Origin of the sequence: Wolbachia endosymbiont (group A) of Epagoge grotiana (assembly GCF_947251775.1) — a bacterium.
Classification (GTDB): domain Bacteria; phylum Pseudomonadota; class Alphaproteobacteria; order Rickettsiales; family Anaplasmataceae; genus Wolbachia; species Wolbachia pipientis.
The window spans coordinates 330059-351304 of record NZ_OX366387.1 but is presented as its reverse complement, the minus strand read 5'-3'; the positions used below and the strand labels follow the sequence as shown (position 1 = coordinate 351304).

Annotated in this window: 5 protein-coding genes; 3 read left to right on the top strand and 2 right to left on the bottom strand. The window is 33.1% G+C overall.

What is annotated here, in order from left to right; translation table 11 throughout:
* Positions 1–135: 135 nt before the first annotated feature.
* Positions 136–1575 (bottom strand): hypothetical protein, encoded by a 1440-nt coding sequence (locus OPR50_RS01710; RefSeq protein WP_264376879.1) that lies wholly within the window; start codon positions 1573–1575, stop codon positions 136–138.
* Positions 1576–2661: 1086 nt separating this feature from the next.
* Between OPR50_RS01710 and OPR50_RS01705 the strand changes: the two genes are divergently transcribed.
* The 3 genes from OPR50_RS01705 (at position 2662) to OPR50_RS01695 (ending at position 20042) form a co-directional block, all read left to right on the top strand.
* Positions 2662–4980, top strand: coding sequence for a hypothetical protein (locus OPR50_RS01705; RefSeq protein WP_264376851.1), 2319 nt, complete (start codon positions 2662–2664; stop codon positions 4978–4980).
* 333 nt (positions 4981–5313) lie between these two features.
* Positions 5314–6549 carry a hypothetical protein gene (locus OPR50_RS01700; protein ID WP_265024179.1) on the top strand — a complete coding sequence of 412 codons (1236 nt, stop codon included), beginning with the start codon at positions 5314–5316 and terminating at the stop codon, positions 6547–6549.
* 101 nt (positions 6550–6650) lie between these two features.
* The gene (locus tag OPR50_RS01695) at positions 6651–20042 is read left to right on the top strand and encodes an ankyrin repeat domain-containing protein (protein WP_265024178.1); all 13392 of its coding nucleotides are present in this window, start codon (positions 6651–6653) and stop codon (positions 20040–20042) included.
* On the opposite strand, the gene OPR50_RS01690 is transcribed toward OPR50_RS01695, so the two are convergent.
* Positions 20026–20922, bottom strand: coding sequence for an Rpn family recombination-promoting nuclease/putative transposase (locus tag OPR50_RS01690; protein ID WP_264376226.1), 897 nt, complete (start codon positions 20920–20922; stop codon positions 20026–20028). The genes OPR50_RS01695 and OPR50_RS01690 overlap by 17 nt on opposite strands.
* Positions 20923–21246 lie beyond the last annotated feature (324 nt).

Below are 21246 nucleotides of genomic sequence, written 5' to 3'. Positions count from 1 at the left end.
ATATATGATACATTGTATGCGATATGTAACATTAAGTCAATAACCATAATCTTTTTACTACTCACGTCGTTAAGCTTTTGTGAAGTTTTTATGGTGAGTAATATAAGATCTTTAGACAATCAAGCAGTTTAGCATTTACCCTACAGTACGGCTTGTTGTCTGTTTTGAATTTGTTACTATCTCACACCAACTATTTTTTTTCTTTTCATTAGATAAGGTAATTTTTTCAGAAGATTGACGTAGTGTTTCATGTTTTTCAAAATATCCTCGTTTAATCGCATCATGTACTGAATATCCACCAAGTAAGCAATTTTCTCCTATTTCTTCCTTATCTTTTAATTGATCAAGTTTCTTCTTGTCATCGTCACTTATCTTTACTTCAATTTTATTGTTGTCTTTATCACTAGAACGTAGATGAATACTAATCTTTCCTACTTCAGTAGTAAAAGACATTTCAATGCCACCTTCTAAAACGTCTGTATAATTTCTTTTTCCTCCTACATTTTCAACTCTTACTATACTCTTTCCAACATGAAATATATGATGTCTAAAACTTAAATCTTTCACTTTTGGATTATTTATAACTTTTGCAACCTCAACAGTGCTATCTTGCGAATATTTTACATAAAAATATCCATTATCCATTTCTACGTGTAAAGCTTTGCCTTGGGCACTACTGTTTATAATACCTTCATCTGCTACACTTTTTAGCTTGTTATCGATTTCTTCACGTTCTGCAAAAATCTCATAACTGAACCCATAAGTTGCATACAATAACTTATCATCATAAAAGGAACTGCATTTTACTCTTCCACCTTTTAATAGTAAATTACTCATGATATTGCGTATAATACCTATATTTTTATCATCTGATACACCCTCGTAGGCAGGAATATCTCTTATTCCCTTAGAAACTAAACTTGTTATAGTCTCACTATCGTCTGATAAACTCTCATAAGGTGGTAATCCCTTATGCTGTCGTATTCTATCAGGGATATTTCTTATTTCCTTAAAAATTAAACTTGTTATAGTATACTTATCATCGTTATATTTTGAATTGAGTCTTATCCCTTTTTGCAAATATTTATTTGTTATGCACTCTATACGCTCTAAAGCAGTGTTTGTAAAATTTTCATGCTTATCCCTATAACCTTGATCATTTTTTGTTACTACATCTTTTAACTCTTTACGAAATTCATCAATTAGACTTCTCTCACTTTCAGTCAGTAGTAGATCTAACTTAATTAAAGCAGAGTCTCTTGGACTAATAGAGTAATTTTTCCAATATAAATCACTATCATCAGTTTCACTCTGATACGACAATGTATGTTTTACACATGTGTCAACAGCCTCCCTAGTTTCATGTCTCTGATCAAGGTCATAACATTCCGAACGATTACTTATTCCTTGAACAAACAAACTATAATCATCTAAATCTGTTATGTCATCTTCAGGCGTTGGTTCCTCATTGCTATTACGCTCAATTTTTGAATGCCATGGCTCAGTATTTAATTCCTCTCCTAGCTTTTGTTCACTGATAGATTCTACAACATATTTTACTGACTCTGTATCCATACTACCTCCTAGCCTAGATATAGAATATATTATGTACAATATATAATATTGGTCAAGCTAATTTCAACACAATCTTTTTACTACTCATATTTTTGTTAAGTTTTTATGGTGAGTAACAATGGAGTATGTAGATAGGTTAAAAGTTGCTTATGACTGCAAATTTGAGCTAATTTTACTATAGATTAAAATAGTTAAGACCTATATTTGATATCACTATTATTAAGAGCGTGATGGATTATGCTTTAAAGGAGTACGGAAACTGCTGAAGTTTTTACAGCAAACCTGTATGGAGCAACTTCAGCAGAATAAACAAACACATGCCAGTATTAGTAGAGAATTATTTATAAGTCAATTAACTTTTTCAAAAAATATTTTAGTGAAGATACCATGCTAGCTAGTGTTATAAACAATTCAATTGTTTACTCCTTCAAAAAAGATCGTATATTTTTGAGAACAAGTTGCGTAAAAATAAGGTTATAAAAATAGAAGATTTAAATTATTTCCATAAGCTTAGGCAAAACAGTTCGTATGTATATATGGACAAAATGGGCTAATATGGCTAGTTTTAGCGTATAGCAAAGTCAGAATACAAAAAAGTTCGTATGTATCGTTTGGTAGACCATGAGATCCCAAAACAAACTCTTCTCACGGCCCTTGGTTTTGGTTGCTGGAAGTGGTTGTGTTTTTTAAGTTTTTAGCAATATTTATTCCTAGATTAATAACAGATTTATCTAAGAATGAAGAAGAATTAAGGTAAATTTATAGCAAAGATATAATAAAATAAACATAATCTTGCTTGTCAGCGCTAGTTTCAACTTTAAAAACATAAGCCTAGTGACTCAATTAAAGCTTGCATTTCAAAAAACGTAAAACAAATTTATGGATTATTAATGTGATGCTAATAGGCTGTTAATAGAATAAAATTATCGGATTATACTGACTGCTAATTTGTAGCTATTATTGCGATCTCTTGAATATTATATCTAATACTCTGGACTCATACATTGAGTCATAAAATTTAACTTGCTTATTTTTGAATACCATCAATAATTAAGAAAGTGATAATGGAAGCAAGGAGTGTTTTTTATGTTAGGCAAAGAGCGTTCGAAACGATTACGAGATGCTAGAACTACCCCATCAGAACAAAGTAGTGGTTCAAGGAGTTCAGCCAAGGAAAGTCCTGAAGCTGGTTCTAGCTCTGGAAAACGGAGGCGTTGTGTTGACGTAGTATCGAAGAGGCTGCACAATGAGGAAACTAAATTTGCTAAAAGTGTGATTGGTAGAGATGGAATACCTGAATTTGATCAGTTCTTAGATTGTTTAATTAGAGAAAAAAGACTAGAAATTCTGAAAAGAAATGGAATAAACCCAGCTAATATGTCCAGTATTTTACATAGAGCACGAGCTAATGCTGCAAAAGCTTTTAAAGAATTATATGACCTTTGGTTTGATGTAGAAGGAAATAAAACTCAATACTTAAAAACTCTAGAAGAAAAACGAATAAATCTATCTAGTGTCTCCAGTATTTTAAGTAAGGCAGGAGCTAATGCTGTAAAAGCTTTTAAAGAATTATACGATCTTTGGTTTGATACAGAAGGAAAAAAAACACGATACTTAATAAAACTAGAAGAAAGTGGAGTAGATCTAGTTCGTATGTCTAGTATTTTGCATGGAGCAGGAGCTAATGCTCCTAGAGCTTTTAAAGAATTATACGATCTTTGGTTTGATACAGAAGGAAAAAAAACACGATACTTAATAAAACTAGAAGAAAGTGGAGTAGATCTAGTTCGTATGTCTAGTATCTTAAGTGGAGTAGGAGCTAATGCTACAAAAGCTTTTAAAGAATTATATGACCTTTGGTTTGATGCAGAAGGAAATAAAACTCAATATTTAAAAACTCTAGAAAAAGAAAGAGTAAATCTATCTAATGTATCAAGTATTTTAGGTAAAGCAGGAGCTAATGCTGCAAAAGCTTTTAAAGAATTATACGATCTTTGGTTTGATACAGAAGGAAAAAAAACACGATACTTAATAAAACTAGAAGAAAGTGGAGTAGATCTAGTTCGTATGTCTAGTATCTTAAGTGGAGTAGGAGCTAATGCTACAAAAGCTTTTAAAGAATTATATGACCTTTGGTTTGATGCAGAAGGAAATAAAACTCAATATTTAAAAACTCTAGAAAAAGAAAGAGTAAATCTATCTAATGTATCAAGTATTTTAGGTAAAGCAGGAGCTAATGCTGCAAAAGCTTTTAAAGAATTATATGATCTTTGGTTTGATCAGAACGGAAAAAAGACACGATATTTAAAAACTCTAGAAAAAGAAGGAATAAATCTATCTAATATATCGAGTATTTTAGGTGGAGCGGGAGCTAATGCTGCAAAAGCTTTTAAAGAATTATATGACCTTTGGTTTGATGCAGAAGGAAATAAAACTCAATATTTAGAGCACTTTATTAAGAACAAAGATGGGAAAGAAGGTTTTACGTTACATAACTTATCTGGTATGTTAAGTAGAGCAGGAGTTAATGCTAAGGGTGCTTTTAAAAAATTGCATGATCTGTGTTTTAATGAAAAAGGGGAAAGAACAGAACTTTTAGATGATTTCTATAGGGAAGGTTTTAAGCCAAGCAACTTATCCTGTATGTTATGTGGATCAGGGGTTCATACTTCTTCTAATTTAAAAAAGTTGCATAGTGTTTGTTTTAATGAGAAAAGGGAAAAAACAAAGCTTTTAGATGATTTATATAAGGGAGGTTTTAGGCCATGTGATTTATGTAGTATACTGAGTGGATCAGCTGATAGTTTAAAAAAATTTCATAATTTTTGTTTTATAGGAGAGACAAAAAAGTATTTATACCATTTTTTAAATAAAGAAGGGGGTTTTACAGCAAGTAATTTATCTGGGATATTACACGGAGCAAAAGCTAATATTTGTTCTGCTTTAAAAAATTTTCATGATGTTTGTTTTGATGAGACGGGAAACGTAACACAGCTTTTAGATGATTTTTATAAGGAAGGTTTTAGGCCGGATTATCTATCAAATGTATTATCCATGGCAGGAAATAATGCCTCTTCTATTTTAAGAAATTTTCACACATCATGTTTTAAAGAAAATTATTTAAATCACTTCCTCACCGAGGAAAAACTTTTTACGCCGAAAAATTTATCAAATAAGATATTATATGGAGTAGGGATTAATGTTTGTCACATTTTTGAGAAGTTACATGATCTTTGTTTTGATAAGGCAGGAAATAAAACAGAATATTTAAACAATCTTATCAAAGATAATCGGCGTGAGGTATTTAGTATACTATATGAAAAAGTTAGAAGAGTTCCTTTTACTCCCTTGGATGATATATCGCTTCAACAACAGAATATTAGTGGAATAGGGAAAAGCAAATAAGAAGATGTCAATGATCTTGCGCGGTAGACCATGCCATCCCAAGAAAAACACTTCTCACCGACTTTGATTTTGAACGCTGGAAGTGGTTATTTTACTTGAGATCTTAATAATATATTTTGCTAAATTAATACTAGTTTATTTTAGAATAATCACTAAGGTAGACTTATAAAAAACAGAATTAAAAAATGAACAAAAGATCGTATATTAAGACTATTAAGAGCCTTTTACTGAAAACCACTTTAGGTTAGAAAATTTTTCTAAAATAGTAATTGACAGAGTTTTAAAGGTAGAGCAATATTCCTAAAATATATTAAATCTTGTTAAGGGGTAAGTATGGATTACGAAGATGTACAAAAGATATTACTAACGTCTATTAAAGAAGATGATCCTCATAAAGGGCTTAAAGAGTTAGAGATTAAAAGATGGTGTATTGCATATCAGATATTGCTGAATAAATGGGGTAGAACAATAATACCACCCCTTTTTAAGAAAGTTTTAGAAGATGAAACTTGTTGGAAGATAGAAGATGCTTCAGGACAAATTAGACTCAATAGGTATACTTTCGGGGAAAAATTGTTAGCCTTGAAAACTTTGGATGGGCAAAGAAGTCTTATTAGACCCTTTGATCGCTACAAAATAGCCTGCTGGTGTTGTTTTGAGGACGAGATAAGAGCTATTTTTGAAGAATTTAAATTAACATTAGGTGGTAAACCAGTAGAGAGTTTAGTTAAGGGATGTGATAAAGGGGCTTTAATGATCTATTGGTCACATGCTATGAATAACCAAGAACATCAGTTAGAATTAAATAATGAGCATCCATACGTTTACGCTTTTAAATGTGCAATGCTGGAAAAGCATGTTGAAGCTTTGGAATTCTTCTGGAATAAGTTACAGTCAATTGGTTCTGTATCCCCAAAAAGGAAAGAAGATTTATTGATGGAGGTAGCATATAATAAAGGGCGTTTTTCCACTGACGATGTTGGTATGGTTGATTTCTGTCTACGTTACCTTCATGAAGATAAGTATCATGAGTTATTGAAAAGGGATTTTAAACAACATGGGTGTTATTATACTTTAAGTATATTAAGAAGAAACCATTCTTTCGAAAATGCTAGAAAGCTATTTGAACATTTAAAGCCAGAAGATTTATCTCCTGAAGCTTACAGTACATCAATGTTTTCAGCATTAAACTCGCTTGTTTCTGCACCAGATGATAATTGTGTTAAATCTGGCAGTGACATGCTCACCTCTATGTGGAATTGTCCTGGCTTTGAGTCTCATAGACAACACTTTTTGCATGAGTTAAGTGGACAGTACTCACCGTCCAGATATAGAGTTGGTTGTTTAATTGAAAGGAATATGGCTATTGAGATATTGTCAGAAATTATCAATTCACTTAGTCAAGAGCAAATACAATATATTATGGATAAAGATAAGTCAAGGTATGAGGTATTTGCCAAGGTTAGAAATAAGCAACTAGTTGGTGGAGGTGGTGATCAGTTGCCAAGTTCATCATTAGATGTAGAAACTATACAGCAGAAGGTAAGTGGTGTTAGAGGCGAAGTGTAGAGTTTCTCTTTTTAAAAATTCAGTTACTTAGACTTAAACGAAAGCATGCAAAGAGCTTAGTGAGGATAAAATTTGTAAAGGGTTAAAATCGGGGGCTAGTTATGGTTAATAACGATCAACAGCAAGAAAAACCACAAGATTTCGAGCTAATGGAGTTACTTTTTGGGAAAGTAGATTCTTCAACTTCTGATTCACTGGATAAATCTTTTGAAGCAAGATATCAGTCGTTGGTTGATCAAATACAATCTTATTTACATTCTAGTGAAAAGCCTGGCTTTTTTCCTCATCGATTTTTAGGTTCTTTTTCCAGTGTATTAGATACTAAACTTAATGACAAGTTAGGCATAAAGAAATTGCACTTTCGTTTTGAGGGGGCGAGAACTTTAAAAGTTGTAGCAGAAACAGAATCCAAAATACATGTTTTTATTTTCACTGAAGATATAGAAGCTCAACATTCTAAACAAACAAATACTAAGAATTTCGAATTCACCACAGGTGAGTGGAAGAATGTGATGGGTAGAGATTATACTAAATCAGATGCGCATAAGCTTCAAATTGATGTAATAAAAATTTTAAAAGATAAGTATGAGTTAGTAAAAAGCAGATCGAAGTCAGATAAAGATGTTAAATCGAAGAAGTTATATTTATACTTGAGGAATAACGTATTGAAGTGTAAAGCTAAGGATGTATATGGAAATACTCAAACGATACAAATTGGTCCTGATGAATTAAAAGGTAATAATGCATTTAAAAATAAATTTTTTGATGAAATCAAGCAGTTTTTAGATAAGTCAGGTAAAGATCTTAGTGATGATGTTAGAAAGGAGTTATCAAGAATCACGTCAGCAAAGGGATATACCTTAAAGAGTGATGGAGAAGATGAAAAAATAAACATTAAGGTAGAAAGTAAAAAGAAGATTGTAGATCAACCCATCGAGCCTACAGTAAAGTTTCAAGAAGTGACAAAAAAGTTAGATAAATCTGTCTATCTGGAAAGTTATATTGAAAAGCTTGCTAACCCAGATGCAGAAATAGATCAAGTTCAGGATAATCTTGAAAAAATTCTAACTTACATAAAAGAAGTTCATACCAATTTAGATTTACAGGGTAATGTTTATGGTATTAAAGCTCGCGAAGCTGCTCAACATGGCTTTGTAGCAGGAATATTCGATAATTTTCGATATCGTGATAATACCAAACTCTATTTGGAACAATTTGCTGGTGGAGGTTACGCTGATATTGTTTTGCTTGTTCGTGGGCCTAATCGTGCTATTGATTCAGTTCCAATTCTTATTGAACTCAAGGCTGGAACTGAAGGACAAGTTGATCCAAGTGATGCACTTGAGCAAGCTAAAGATTATATAAAAGGTTTTAGACCAAATAAGATGAGGATTTCAACCAATGCAGATAATGCCATTGCTGTTGGGTTAAATTTAGATGACGCGGAACCGTTTAAAACCGAAGTACAACCTATTAAACAACCACCAGCTCCTTTGATGGAGGAATTTATCGAACTAGTTGGCGAGTGGGATAATCAACAAATTTCTGAGGAAGATTTTAAGCAAGAAATAACGGATTTGTTATCAAGTGAATACCATACTTTTCCAGCAAATAAAGAAACAAAAGATCATTACTATTTCAGTCGAGACATATTAGGTCAATCAATTTTAATCAACAAGATTGGTCAGGATCAAAGTAACATTAAAAAATATATATACTCATATGGTGAGTACCCTCTGGATTGGTCTGGAGGAACGGAGTACACTTTGTCCAAAAGCCCGGTTATGACATTAATATTTGTTCAAGGTAATGAAGGGCAAGAAAACACAGCATTCATTTTTCATATACGAGAGTCCAATACAAAAGAATTCTATGCTGATAAAAAAATTCCAGTGCTGAACATACCTGAAATAGGAAGAGTAGGCAATGTTATAGAAATTAAAATGAGTCTCAAAAAATATGAAACAGGGTTATCTTTTGAAGACCTTTTTGAAATAGAACAGATAAGTAAATATGAATCAAGTGGTAATGATCAACAATTTACAGATGGCAAGTTTATTGAGATACCTAATTCTGATGAATTAAAGGCAAAATTTGATCAAGCAATCACTTCTCAACATGCTTCCGACGGTGAGGTTTCATTGCAAGCCTATAAAGTGTTGCTTACTGAAGTAGCAGATACGATTTACCCTATCAAAGATTTGATTACTAATGAAGCAAGATTACAAGCCATTCTTAATGGTTTATTTAGTAGTTACAGTGATTTAAAGCTACAGGAGACTTCTGCGAAGACTGTAATTATACCTGAATTTCAAGTAGGAGCAGGTGGTCGTGTCGATATGGTAATTCAAGGTATTGGTCCTTCACCTCAGGGTGCTAAAGAATACACTCCTATAGCACTGGAATTTAAGCTTATAGGTAAAAACTTAAATCAAGATCAGCTAAAACAGGAAGTTGATAAATTAACAAAAGAACAAAACATTAGATATGCTAAAGGTGCGGCACTGAAAGCAATTACAGATAGTGATAAAATGTTTTTCATGGGTGTAGTTGTTAATGTGAAGGCTAAGGATAAAAATTCTTTAATATTAACGAGTGATAAGTTTGTTCCTGCTCTAGTAGTTCATAGTTCTATTGACATAGCTAAGAGAAAACATTTAGAAGGAATACAAGAAGTAACCCAGAGACTCAAAGATATGGGTATACAAGAAGAGAACCTAAGTACATTAGAGTCTGCAACAGCAGAAAAGGATTATCATTACTGGCTTCAACAACACGATATAGCTGATATTGCAAGAATAGAATATGGCTATGGTACTGATGGGGCTAACACATTGTTTGAAGTAGTGGGATCACCGAAGCATATAGCTAATCAATTACAACAGTTTCAGAATAGCGTAGCAACAAGAGGTGAAAAACGGCCATTAACTTTAATTGTTAATTTAGATAATAATCACTGGGTTACGTTAGTCATTTCCCATCAAAATGGGCAATATAATGGATACTATGTAGACTCGTTGGGTAATGATATTCCAGGTAATATTCGTCAAGTTCTAGAACGTGCTCGAATTACCGTTAATGACGTTTCTATTGCTCAACAAACAGATGGTCACAATTGCGGCTTATGGGCATTAGAAAATGCTCACTCCCTAAACCAAATGATAGCAAATGGCTATGATTCCGATTGGGTTAGAGATCTGTTACTATTTAATCGAAATGAAGCATATTTTCAAGAACAAAGAGAAAATATTTCAGATAGATTAAGTATAGATCCACAACGTATAGCTAACTTAGATGAAGCTATACTTGCTGAAACACAAGCAAATAGGAAGAAATTCAACCTAAACAGTTGTGTAAGGTCTGGTGGTAGAAGCAAAAGAAGTGTCAATCCTTGTTTATTTTCAAAGAGTGATGTAGAAAAGTTTAGTAAAGGAAAGGTAGATGAAAATAATGTAGACAAAACTATAATTGATAGTGAAAAGTTCCTAACTTATGTTAAAAATAGTCAAGATGAAGCAAAAAACGCTCAACTAGTAGAGTTTGTTGGAGATAAAAGTATTGAAGGTGATCGTAAGTATTTACTTGATAAGGTTGTTGGAGATCAAGGGTATGAACGCTATGTTCAGAATGAACGTGTTAAGAATTTGCATGGAGATATCTCACAGCAAGCTAGCAGTGCAACAAAAGGCTCAAAATTAAAAGGCAGGTTAATGAATGCTGCTGGTGGGATACAATTAATAAGAGGGATCCATGGTGCTATCGTATCTTGCAAGGAAGGGACAGCTACAGATTGTGGATTAAATCTAGGCGGAATAGGATGGTCTTTTGCATCTCAACCGATTGAAAATGTAATGGTTAAAATTACTCCAAAAGTTGTAGCATCAGCTGAAAAGGTTGTGGGAAAAATTATACCAGGTACTTTAGGTAAACAGACAAAATTTGCTATTCGAGTTGTGGGAGTAAAATTTGGAAGTACAATAGCAAGAGGTACAGCAGGAGCTGTAACTGGTGTCTTTGATATTGTTGATATAGGCATGTCAGTAAACAATCTTGTTGATTGTAAAAAAAGAGAGAATAGTGATAATCCATGTGGAGAGAAAGAAATAAGAGATAATATAGCAACTATATCTTTTTCCACTATATCGTTTGTGTCTGGTGTTGCTCTTACAGCACTTGGTATGCCTGGAATCGGCATTGCAGTTGGAGTTGCATTGATGGTAGCTTCCGGAGTTTATAGTGGTGTTAGCAATATCGTGGAGTACGAGAAAAAGTATGATACAACCCATGATGAAAATTGGCGTATTTTTTGGCATACATTTGTTTTTCAACCTGTACCACAAGATGTACAACATCTTGCAGCAAGAAAGGAAATGGTTAATAGTCTAGCTAAAGGAGTTTGGAAAGCTTTAAATAATGACCCTAGTAATGTTGTTGCTTATAGTATTGGTCTTGGAAAAATAAACGGTAATACTCTTCGTCCAGATTATGCAACGATTATGATGAATAGAACAAATGCCAATACAAAAAATCTTTCACGTGTTGTACCTGATTATATCAAAGGTGCTGACAGGATTTGTTTACCACAGATTACTAATCAAGATTATGAAAAAGGTATTAAAAGCTCAGTTAAGTCGGCTGTATACTACTGTGAAAATGCAATGATTATTGACCACGGTGGTAGAGTAAAGATGAAACAGAAAGACAAGACGATTGTTTACGATTTACAAAATGTGGACAGAGGTACCATTGCTGGAAGTAATGTGTGGAACAATAATTTTCTAATTTACTCAGGTACAGCAGGAATAACTGGTGGCAATAATGTAGCAAACAGATTTGTTCTTGTAAATAACCCTAGCTTTTCAGGTAAAATTATTGGTGGAAGCAACTCTACTAATATACTTGATTTAAGCCAGTTAACAAAAGAGAAAGTTATAGGAGTAAATGTTGACTATCGTTTTAAGCCTAGTGCATATGGAAGATTAAAGGTAAAAATAAATAGTCGTTTGTTGATTGATGATTATGTTAGTAATAACCTCTTTAATTACCATTATGTTGGAAGGAAGGACAAGGTAGATAAGATCTTGTGCATGGGTTATTCTGAACACTTTACAGGAACCGATGATCGTGACGTTATCATAGATAGTGGTGGTGGCTCTAACAACAATGAGAAAGATGTAGTTGAAAGTTGCAAAAAAGTAATTATTTCGCCGTATACTAGAGTCAAAGGTAGAAAAAGCAATTATACTTTTTACGTAAAAACTGCAGACTATAAGGGTAGGGGGTTATATTCAGAAATTGACGTAGATGGAACAGGAACTGTAAGTTTTCCTGAATTTGATTTATTAAGTGATTGTGATCAAATAACTTACTCTAAAAACAGTAATACTTTATCTTTGAAAATAAATTTTGGTCAAAATAATCAATTTACTCTCGATATAAAAAATTACGTTGAGCGAAGCAGTAATAAGCCTTACTTTGTACTAATAGATAAAAATGGTAGTAATATTGTTCCTAAGATTGAAAGATCAGATTCATCAACTATAAAAATCACCTCATTTGAATTACATTCAGAACATTCTCTAAAGGGTTTTAGAGCTGTAGAAAATCATTACAAGAAAATTCTAAATAATCATAAGGGTTATAAAGTCTTGAGCGTTGTTAGAGGTAAAACACAAAGTCAAAATAATAGTGTAGTTTCACACATGGTTTTTGGTTCTTCAGGAGATGATATAATTAACTTCGATCAAGGAACTATGTTTGCTAGGGGAGGAGGAGGAAGTGATGTGTATTTTATTAGCAATGATATAAATAGTAGAGAAGTAAAAATTGATAATAACTCAAGTGATAAAAAACTAGATACACTATTTATGTCGGCAGTTGAGAAAGATTTTTCAATCCAGCAATGTGATCTGTATTTAAAATACAATAATAGTAACATTCGAGTGAAAAACTACTTTCAAGATCCTAATTATAGGCATCTTATAATTATGAACAAAAAAGGAGAAACTTTTATCCCCAATATACAATCAATGTCTTGTTCTCCCTTTTCTTCGGGAAAGGATAAATTAGTTCCTTTTTTACAGGCTACACAAATTCAGAATATGTTTTTATTGCCTAAAGATTTTGAAGATGATCATGTAGTGATAGATTCCCGTCTTGAAGATATTGAGAAATATAAAGATAAGGATGATCTCTTATTAATAAGAGAAAGTGAAAATCCTTTTATCATTAGAATAGAAGGATTCTATACTGATCGAAGTAAATGGGAAAATATTTCTTATTCTTTATGGAATAATAATGACCTTTTCCTATCTTCTGGCTTATTAGAAAATGTTGATAATGTAGTGGAGTATAAGGATAAACTTAGAGGTGATTATGAAAGAATTGTAAAAGAATATATTGAAGACTTTAGTGATTCTACTAGTATCATTCAGCACAATCAAAAATTAGAAAAAAATATCTCTACTTCTGTAGGACAAGATGAGGAACGAATAGGAGTAATGGTACTAAAAAATATTACTCCGGATCAGGTTGAAGTTTCTAGTAGTGGTACAGATCTGATATTTCGTGATAAGAAGTCTAATCATACGATCAACATAAACAATTGGAATAATTCTGAATCTTATAGAATTTCCACATTGGAATTCGATCTGGGTTTAGAACCAATAACAATCCGTAAGTTAGATAGGTTTAGTTTGCCTGAGGTAAGAAAAATACAAGCTTTAATTGATAAAGCTTCAGAAAATTATCAAAATAGAAGTAAATATACCCCTAAAGTAGAAAATGACTTTAAATGTTTAATATCAGTTGACGATTTTGAAAGAGAAAATAGAGATCCAGTACATCAATGTCTTGGTTTTCCTTCACTGCAAGACCGGGTTAGCTTTACAGAAAGTTCCTGTAGTTTAGAACAAATTGAGGAATTAAAAAATAAAACGCCAAGTAGTAATCAGATTTTAACATTGCTTGAAAAGTTAGAAAACAACCTTTTGCTGAATGGCTATGATTCAAACATAATAGATCAGTGCAATAAGTGGATGATCACTTCAGGATTGGGAGTATTGAAACCTTTGGTAAGCACAGCAATTTATGAAGGTAAATGGGATGAAGTTAAAACTCTTCTTGATAAAACTGCTAGAAAAAGTAAAGCTGATGTTGAGTATAAAAACCAGTGTTCAAAGAACTGGACGACTTTGAATCATGCTGTTTATAACGGTAATGTGAAATTAAGCGAAAGTATATTTAAATCATTTTTAGAGAAGAAAGGTGACATTAATGCCTTAACTAGTTGTAACAATGATAATTGGGCACTTTTACACTATGCTGTTCATTACAGCAACTTTGATATGGTTAGTTTTCTTGTAGATAAAGGTGCTAACATTGAAATTAGAAGTAAGGAGGGTCAGACACCCCTGCATTTGGCTGTTGAAGAAGCCAAGCAAAATATAATTAATCTTCTTCTTGATAGAGGTGCTGATATCGAGGCTAAAAACAACGATGGTAGAACACCTCTGTACTTAGCTGCTTACAATAATGACTCAGGTGTAATTGAACTTCTTTGTAACAGGATCAAGACTAAAAGTAATGACGCATCTAAAATGATAAAACAGGTTGGATTTTTAAAGAAGGAAGTTGTTAACCAAGCAAATATTCCATCTAATGCAAAAAGATTGGTAGAGTCTTGTATAAGTAGTTTAAGAGATTCAATAAAAAGTGCAGCCAAAAAGGTGCTAAAGGAGGGTATACTGCATAGTCGTAGTGCTTCGACTATTGAACTCATAGATAAGGTTTATAATTTCGATGAAAGGTTGTTTAATGAAGCAATTAAGGAAGCTGTAAATGACACATACGCGGGTGTAGGTATAGAAGGAATATTAAGGTTTATACGCAGTCACCATTATATTGGTCAGTTTATTCCAGGTTATATAGCTGCGTTTGACAAAATACCAAAGAATGATGGTGCAATGTTCAAATTAGCTTACTCTATTAGAGAGACCATGAAAATGCCTAGGGTCAATTCAGAAGAGAAATCTGATCTTGAAAGGCTAAAAAATAAATTACCAGAATCAGTGAGAAATGCAGTATTTTCATCAGAAGTATGTATTAAAAATGTTGAGTATGGAAGGTACTTGTACTCACCTAATAATGATTGTATGTACCACTTAAACAATTGTGACAGGGATAGGCGGTATGTGTTCACTTGGCCTTCAAATGGAAATGGTGATCAATTTAAGTGGAAGGTTGAGCTCAATGGCGATAATGTGTATCTAAAGAATGTTGAGTATGGAAGGTACTTGTATTCACCTAATGATGATTGTATGTACCACTTAAACAATTGTGACAGGGATAGGCGGTATGTATTTACCTGGCCTTCAAAGCTAGGAAACAATGGCAAGTGGAAAGTTGAGCTTGATGGTGGTAATGTGTATCTAAAAAATGTTGAGTATGGAAGGTACTTGTACTCACCTAATAATGATTGTATGTACCACTTAAACAATTGTGACAGGGATAGGCGGTATGTGTTCACTTGGCCTTCAAATAGAAATAATGATCAATTTAAGTGGAAAATTGAAGATTGTGGATCTACTCGCAAGAGACGTAGCATACAAGAATTAAATGGTTATAATCAAACTGTAGTAGACTATCAGTCAATATTGACTGAAGAAAATAGTCAGCAAATAGCAAGTAGAATATCTGCTATAGTTGAAGATGTTGAAAGGCACACCTTTTTAAATCAGTCAAAAAATAAGTTAGATTTAGATATTTATTTAAATAATAGAGGGAGAAGCAATGCTGCGGATTCTATGAGGAGAGATGTATGTAGTGAACTCAATGCAAGTGGGAGAAGAAATATTGTTCTAAGCGGAAACGATGTATGTGCAATTACTTCAGGTTATGAAACACTTGATATTGAAAACTTCCCTATTCAAGAAGTAGTGATTAATGATGATGTCAATGGAAAGAAAAGTTTAAGAAGTACATTAGATTTACATCAGTTGGTGCAACAAGTAGATAGGGATTTGAGTATAAAACCGATACCAACAGTTATTAAAGACAAAAGTGATTTATTAATTAAGTTATCTATATCAGCTACCGGCTTGCAGCAAGATGTAGTAACAGTTAGGCTAAAAGATGCCCTTGTAAATAAGTGGTATAAAAAATTACAAATTATTCTTGATAATGCACCGATGGAAATAGATGATAGTTTAGGTTTAAAGTCTTCGTTCTTTATTTCTGATGAGAAAATTATTGTAGTAACACCTCAAGACGTGGAAGAAAAGAATAAACTAATCATATCTAAAAAAGCAGGGCAGTATACCTATCTTCATGATAAATATGATCTGATAGTTACCAATGCCTTTAATGCTGATATAGAAGCAAGTGAGTTGTGTATTATACATTTTAAAGATTTTTATAAAGAACTTAAAATGGAAACATTATCTATAAAATTTGCTGACAAAGAAATATTATTAAGTAACGAAATAGATAAAATACGTAATTCAGATAGTATTGATGAATTAAATAATGTGAGTTCTATTATTAATTCACAAAAGAATTCTATACCTTTAGAGGCTCCAAACAGTGGAGACATAAATGCTCAAGGTAAACTTGGTAGGACATCTTTGCATCTTGCTTCTGGAGCTGGTGAATGGGATAAGGCCAAACTTCTTCTTGACAGAGGTGCTAATACCGAAATTCAAGACGAGTTTGGTTACACACCAATATTTCTTGCTACTCAGTCAGGTAAATGTAGTATAGTAAAACTACTCCTTGATAGAGGTGCTAATATTGATGCTCAAGATAAGGAAGGTAAAACACTTTTACACTTTGCTGCATCAGGAAATAATTTGGATATGGTTCAATTCCTTCTTGACAGAGGTGCAAGTATCGAAGTTCAAGACGGGCGTGATTGGACACCGATACTTTATGCTGCTCAGTCAGGTAAATGGGGTGTGGTCAAGCTTCTTGTTAGTAACGGTGCAAAATTTAATAATGAGATAACGTATCAGGGAACGCCTTTACATTTTGCTGCTCAAGAGGGTAATCTGGATATAGCTCAATTTCTTCTTGATGAAGGTGCTGACATAGAGTCTCAAGACGACCATAATAGAAAACCTCTACATCTTGCTGTTGAAGCAGGAAGGTTGAACGTAGTAAAACTTCTTCTTGATAGAGGCGCTAGTGTCAATGCTAAAGATGAGAATAATAAAACACCTTTAGACTTAGCTACTAAAGGAGATATGATAGAAATTTTGAAGAAGGCGGAGTTGGATCAAGGGTTATTAATTAATGCAAGGGATGGTAATCTTGATAAAGTAAAAGATCTTATTGCTCAAGGTGCTAATTTAGAAGCTAAAGATAATAATGATAATACTCCTCTACATAATGCTTGTAATAATGGTCACTTTAACGTAGCAAAATATCTTATCGAAAAGGGAGCTAGTTTAAAGGCTAAAAATAAAGACAATAAAACACCTTTAGAGTTGGTTGAGCAAAAGGGTTACACAGATATAGTGGAAATTTTAAAACAAACACAATTAAATCTGGATAGAGAATTATTGATTGCTGTAGAAAAAGAAGATCTTGGTAAAGTTAGAGACAATATCAGACGAGGTGCTAATGTTAATGCTCAAAGTAGGCTGGGTTGGGTCTCTGTGTTCTGGGCAATTCAAAAGGATAATTTAAATATAGTTAAACTTCTCATAAATAACGGTGCTGATATTAATGCCAAAGATAATGAAAGTTGGATGCCTCTTCATTGGGCTGTTCAATTGGGTTCATTAGATGTAGTTAAGTATCTTGTTGAGAGAGGTGCTAATATTAATGCTTTAACTGCCGACGGTAGAACACCTTTAGACTTAGCTGCTCAAAAGAATCGCGTAAATGTAATAGAATTTTTGAAAAAAGCACAGTTAGATTTGGATAAAGAATTATTGACTGCAGTGCAAGATGGAGATCTCAATAAAGTTGAAGGCCTTGCAAATCAAGGTGCTGGATTGAATACTAAAGGTAGTAATGATTGGACACTTTTACACTTTGCTGTTTTTAGCAACAAGTTCGACATAGTTAAGTTTCTTCTTGATAAGAACGCTAATATTAAAGCTAAAGATGTGTATGGTAATACACCTTTACATGTGGCTGCTCAGTATGATAGTAAGCTTGAAATAGTTGAATTTCTTTTAGATAGAAATGCTAGTGGCATTAATGATGTAAATAATAACGGTTCAACACCTTTACATTTAGCTATACAAGGAAATAAACCAAGTACAGTCAAACTTCTTCTCAATAAAGGTGCTAATATTAACGCTAAAGACAAGGATGGTAAAACACCTTTGGATTTGGCTGTGCAAGAAGGTTATACAGATATAATACAAATAATAGAACAAGTACAGTCAGATTTAGATAAAGAATTGCTGACTGCAGTACAAAATGGCGATCTCAATAAAGTGAAGAGTCTTATTAGTCGAAATGCTAATGTTAATACTAGAGATAAGTACAGTTGGACACCACTACATTGGGCTGCATACAAAGGTCATTTAGAAGTTGCAGAGTTTTTGGTAAAGAAAGGCGCTGATATTAATGCTGCAGATAAAGGCCCTTATGGTAAAAAGTCTATACATGTTGCTGCTGAGAATAATAGTAAAGATATCATAGAGTTTTTTCTTAGCAAGGGAGTAAGTATTAATGATACTGATAAACAAGGTTACACACCACTGCACTATGCTGCATGGAGAGGACGTTTAGAGGTTGCAAAGTTTTTGATAAAAGAATACGCTGATTCAATATTTAAATACAATAATGGTAGCACTCTTCCATGTAATGCTTCTTTAGGTAATCATTTAGATATAATTAAATGTTCTATAGGTGAGAAAAATATTTTAGAAATCAGAGATAATAGTGGCAGAGTTCCCCTGCACTGTGCTGCTTCCAACGGTAAATTAGATATAGTAAAATATTTTATAGATGAAGAGAAAGTCGATGTTAATATAATAGATAATGGTTACTGGACACCACTACATTGGGCTTCTTGGGGTGGGTATCTAAATATAACAAAGTATCTTGTAGATAAAAGGGCTAATATTAATGCCAAAGACAAGGGTAGTAAAACACCGTTAAATGTTGCTATCGATCAAAAACATAATAATGTTGTAAAATATCTAGAACAAGCACAATTAGATTTGAATAAAGAATTGTTAATCGCAGCAAAAGGTGGTAATCTTAATAAAGTTATAGATCTGATAAGCAAGGGAGCTAATGTTAATGTTAAAGATAACAATGATGATACTCCTCTGCACCTTGCTGTTGGTTATTTAGATGTAGTAAAATACCTTATAAGTAAGGGAGCCAACATTAATGCTAAGTGCAAGGCTGGTAAAACACCGCTAGATATTGCTGCCTATCAAAAACTTAGTGATGTTGTAGAATATTTGAAGCAAACGCAATTAGACTTAGATAAAAAATTGTTGATCGCAGCAAAAGGTGGTGATCTTAATAAGGCTATAGATCTGATAAGCAAGGGAGCTAACGTTAATGATACTGATACACAAGGTCATACACCACTGCACTGGGCTTCTTGGAGTGGTCATTTGGATGTAGTAGAGTACCTTATAGTTAAGGGGGCCAACATTAATGCTAAATGTAATGCTGATGGAACACCGCTAGATATTGCTAGAAGCGAAGGACACAATGATATTGTGGAATATTTAAAAGAAAAACTCAAGGAAGAAAGAGAAAAACCTGTGCAACGCAGACGTCGTCATCACCATGGAGATCATGCTCGTCATCATATTTCAAGAAAACCACTTGCTATAAATCAACCTGAGATAGCAGCAAGTAGTGGCACAAGACCATCTTCATGGATAAATGTATTTGGTTGGATAAGAAGCTCTGTGAGTGGGTTATTAGGTTCTAGAGCTGCTTTACCTGAGAAAACATTCACTCAAAGTTCAATCTCACAAATTAGTCCACCAATCGATGTAAATGGTACAATAATGTTACTTGATTTATTAATTAGAAAAGTTACAGGTCAAAAGTATATTTCTACAGTAGGTCAGTCTATATCCCCACTAGAAGCACAGGGCTATGCATTAAATATTACAAAGGAATTTGAGAAAGTAGTAGAGCAAGCTGGATTAAAAAGTGGTGTATCAATGCATCGATTGAATATTGATTTTGTGGGAATGCACAAAGAGATTACTGGAAAAATCATGGGTGGTAAATTCAATGAAATTTCAGGGATTTTAAAATCGTATGTAGAGAAAGCATGTCCTGATGAAGAAGCTGGTAAATTAAATCCGAAGAAATTTGACAAGTTTATAGCTCAATTTAATAAGGGTCTGCTAAATCAATCAATAGAGCAGATATTACACAACAGAGATGGTAGATTAGAAGTTGATGATGCAAAGCAAATGAGTTTAGAGCCTCAAAGTTATTTAAGTAATGCTTCAGTTCAAGGCCATTTGACTAGGAATAAGGTTAAATTAATTTCTTAATCTCATCTAAAGAAAGGCCCGTAGTTTGTGATACAACGTCAATAGAGATGCCAGCTTTAAGTAAATTTTTTGCAACTTCAATTTTACCTTCAATTTTACCTTTTTGATGGCCGATTTGGATACCTTCTTGTCTACCTTCATGTTTAGCATCATCGAGTTTTTGTTCCAAGATAGCAGCTTCTTTCTGTAAATCCATGACCCTTTCTTCATAAGCTACGAGATCTTTCTCATTCCAATGAAACTTGTCTAATTCATCATATGCTAGCTTTATTATCGGTGACTTTTCTGCTATTTTCCTTAAATCTTCATCAGTTGTTTCTTCTGCATATTTGAAGAAAAATAGCCAACGATCTACTACATTTTCTAGCTGTTCTTCTCTACTCTTAGGAAACTTTGGTAACTCAATGAAAATAAATTGAAAATCTTTTAAGTCATGCTCGTTAGTTTTTTCATCTCTTATGGTATGGCTAGATATATAATCAGGCTTATCAGGAAATAAATTACAATTGGAAATAGCAATAAAGAAAACCTTCTTTAAATCAATGTACTTACCACCTTTATCAGCCTGCCTTGAGTAAGCCTTAGCAGCATATAATTGAGCACGTTTTTCAAAGCCTTTATCACGAGCGAGTTGCATCTCAATCACGTATCTGGCCCCAGTGGAATCTCTGCACAGAACATCAACAATACTCTGCTTATCAGAGGCAATTTCAGGGTCCATAATGGTGCTGAGGAACTCAACATCTTGAATAGCATTGACTCCAGTAAAGCCTAAGATATCATTCAAAAAGTGAATAAGGATATTCTTATTTTTTTCAGTACCGAATATTTTTTTAAATGTTAAGTCTAATTTTGGATCGAGAAACTTCGAAAGAGCCATAGCGCGAGTACCTAAAAAGCATTAATAATTATACACAATTGTGAAGAAATATTCAACGTTTTTATGCCAAAGTCTATTAAAGTTAGCTAAATTTCAAGAGTTGGTAAAAAACTACCTTCATAGATGACCCTAGTACGCACCTTGGACGTCCTTTTATAGATCTTTTTATCAACTCTTCTATAAGGTACATTAAAAGGCCAACAAATGGATTCGTGATTTAGCAGCCTCAAAGATACCTATTTAAAGTGTGAACTTCTTAGCTTGTCACAGCATAGAAGTTTAATATACTACTCTTCAATAAAGATAACAATATGCTAGCAAAAC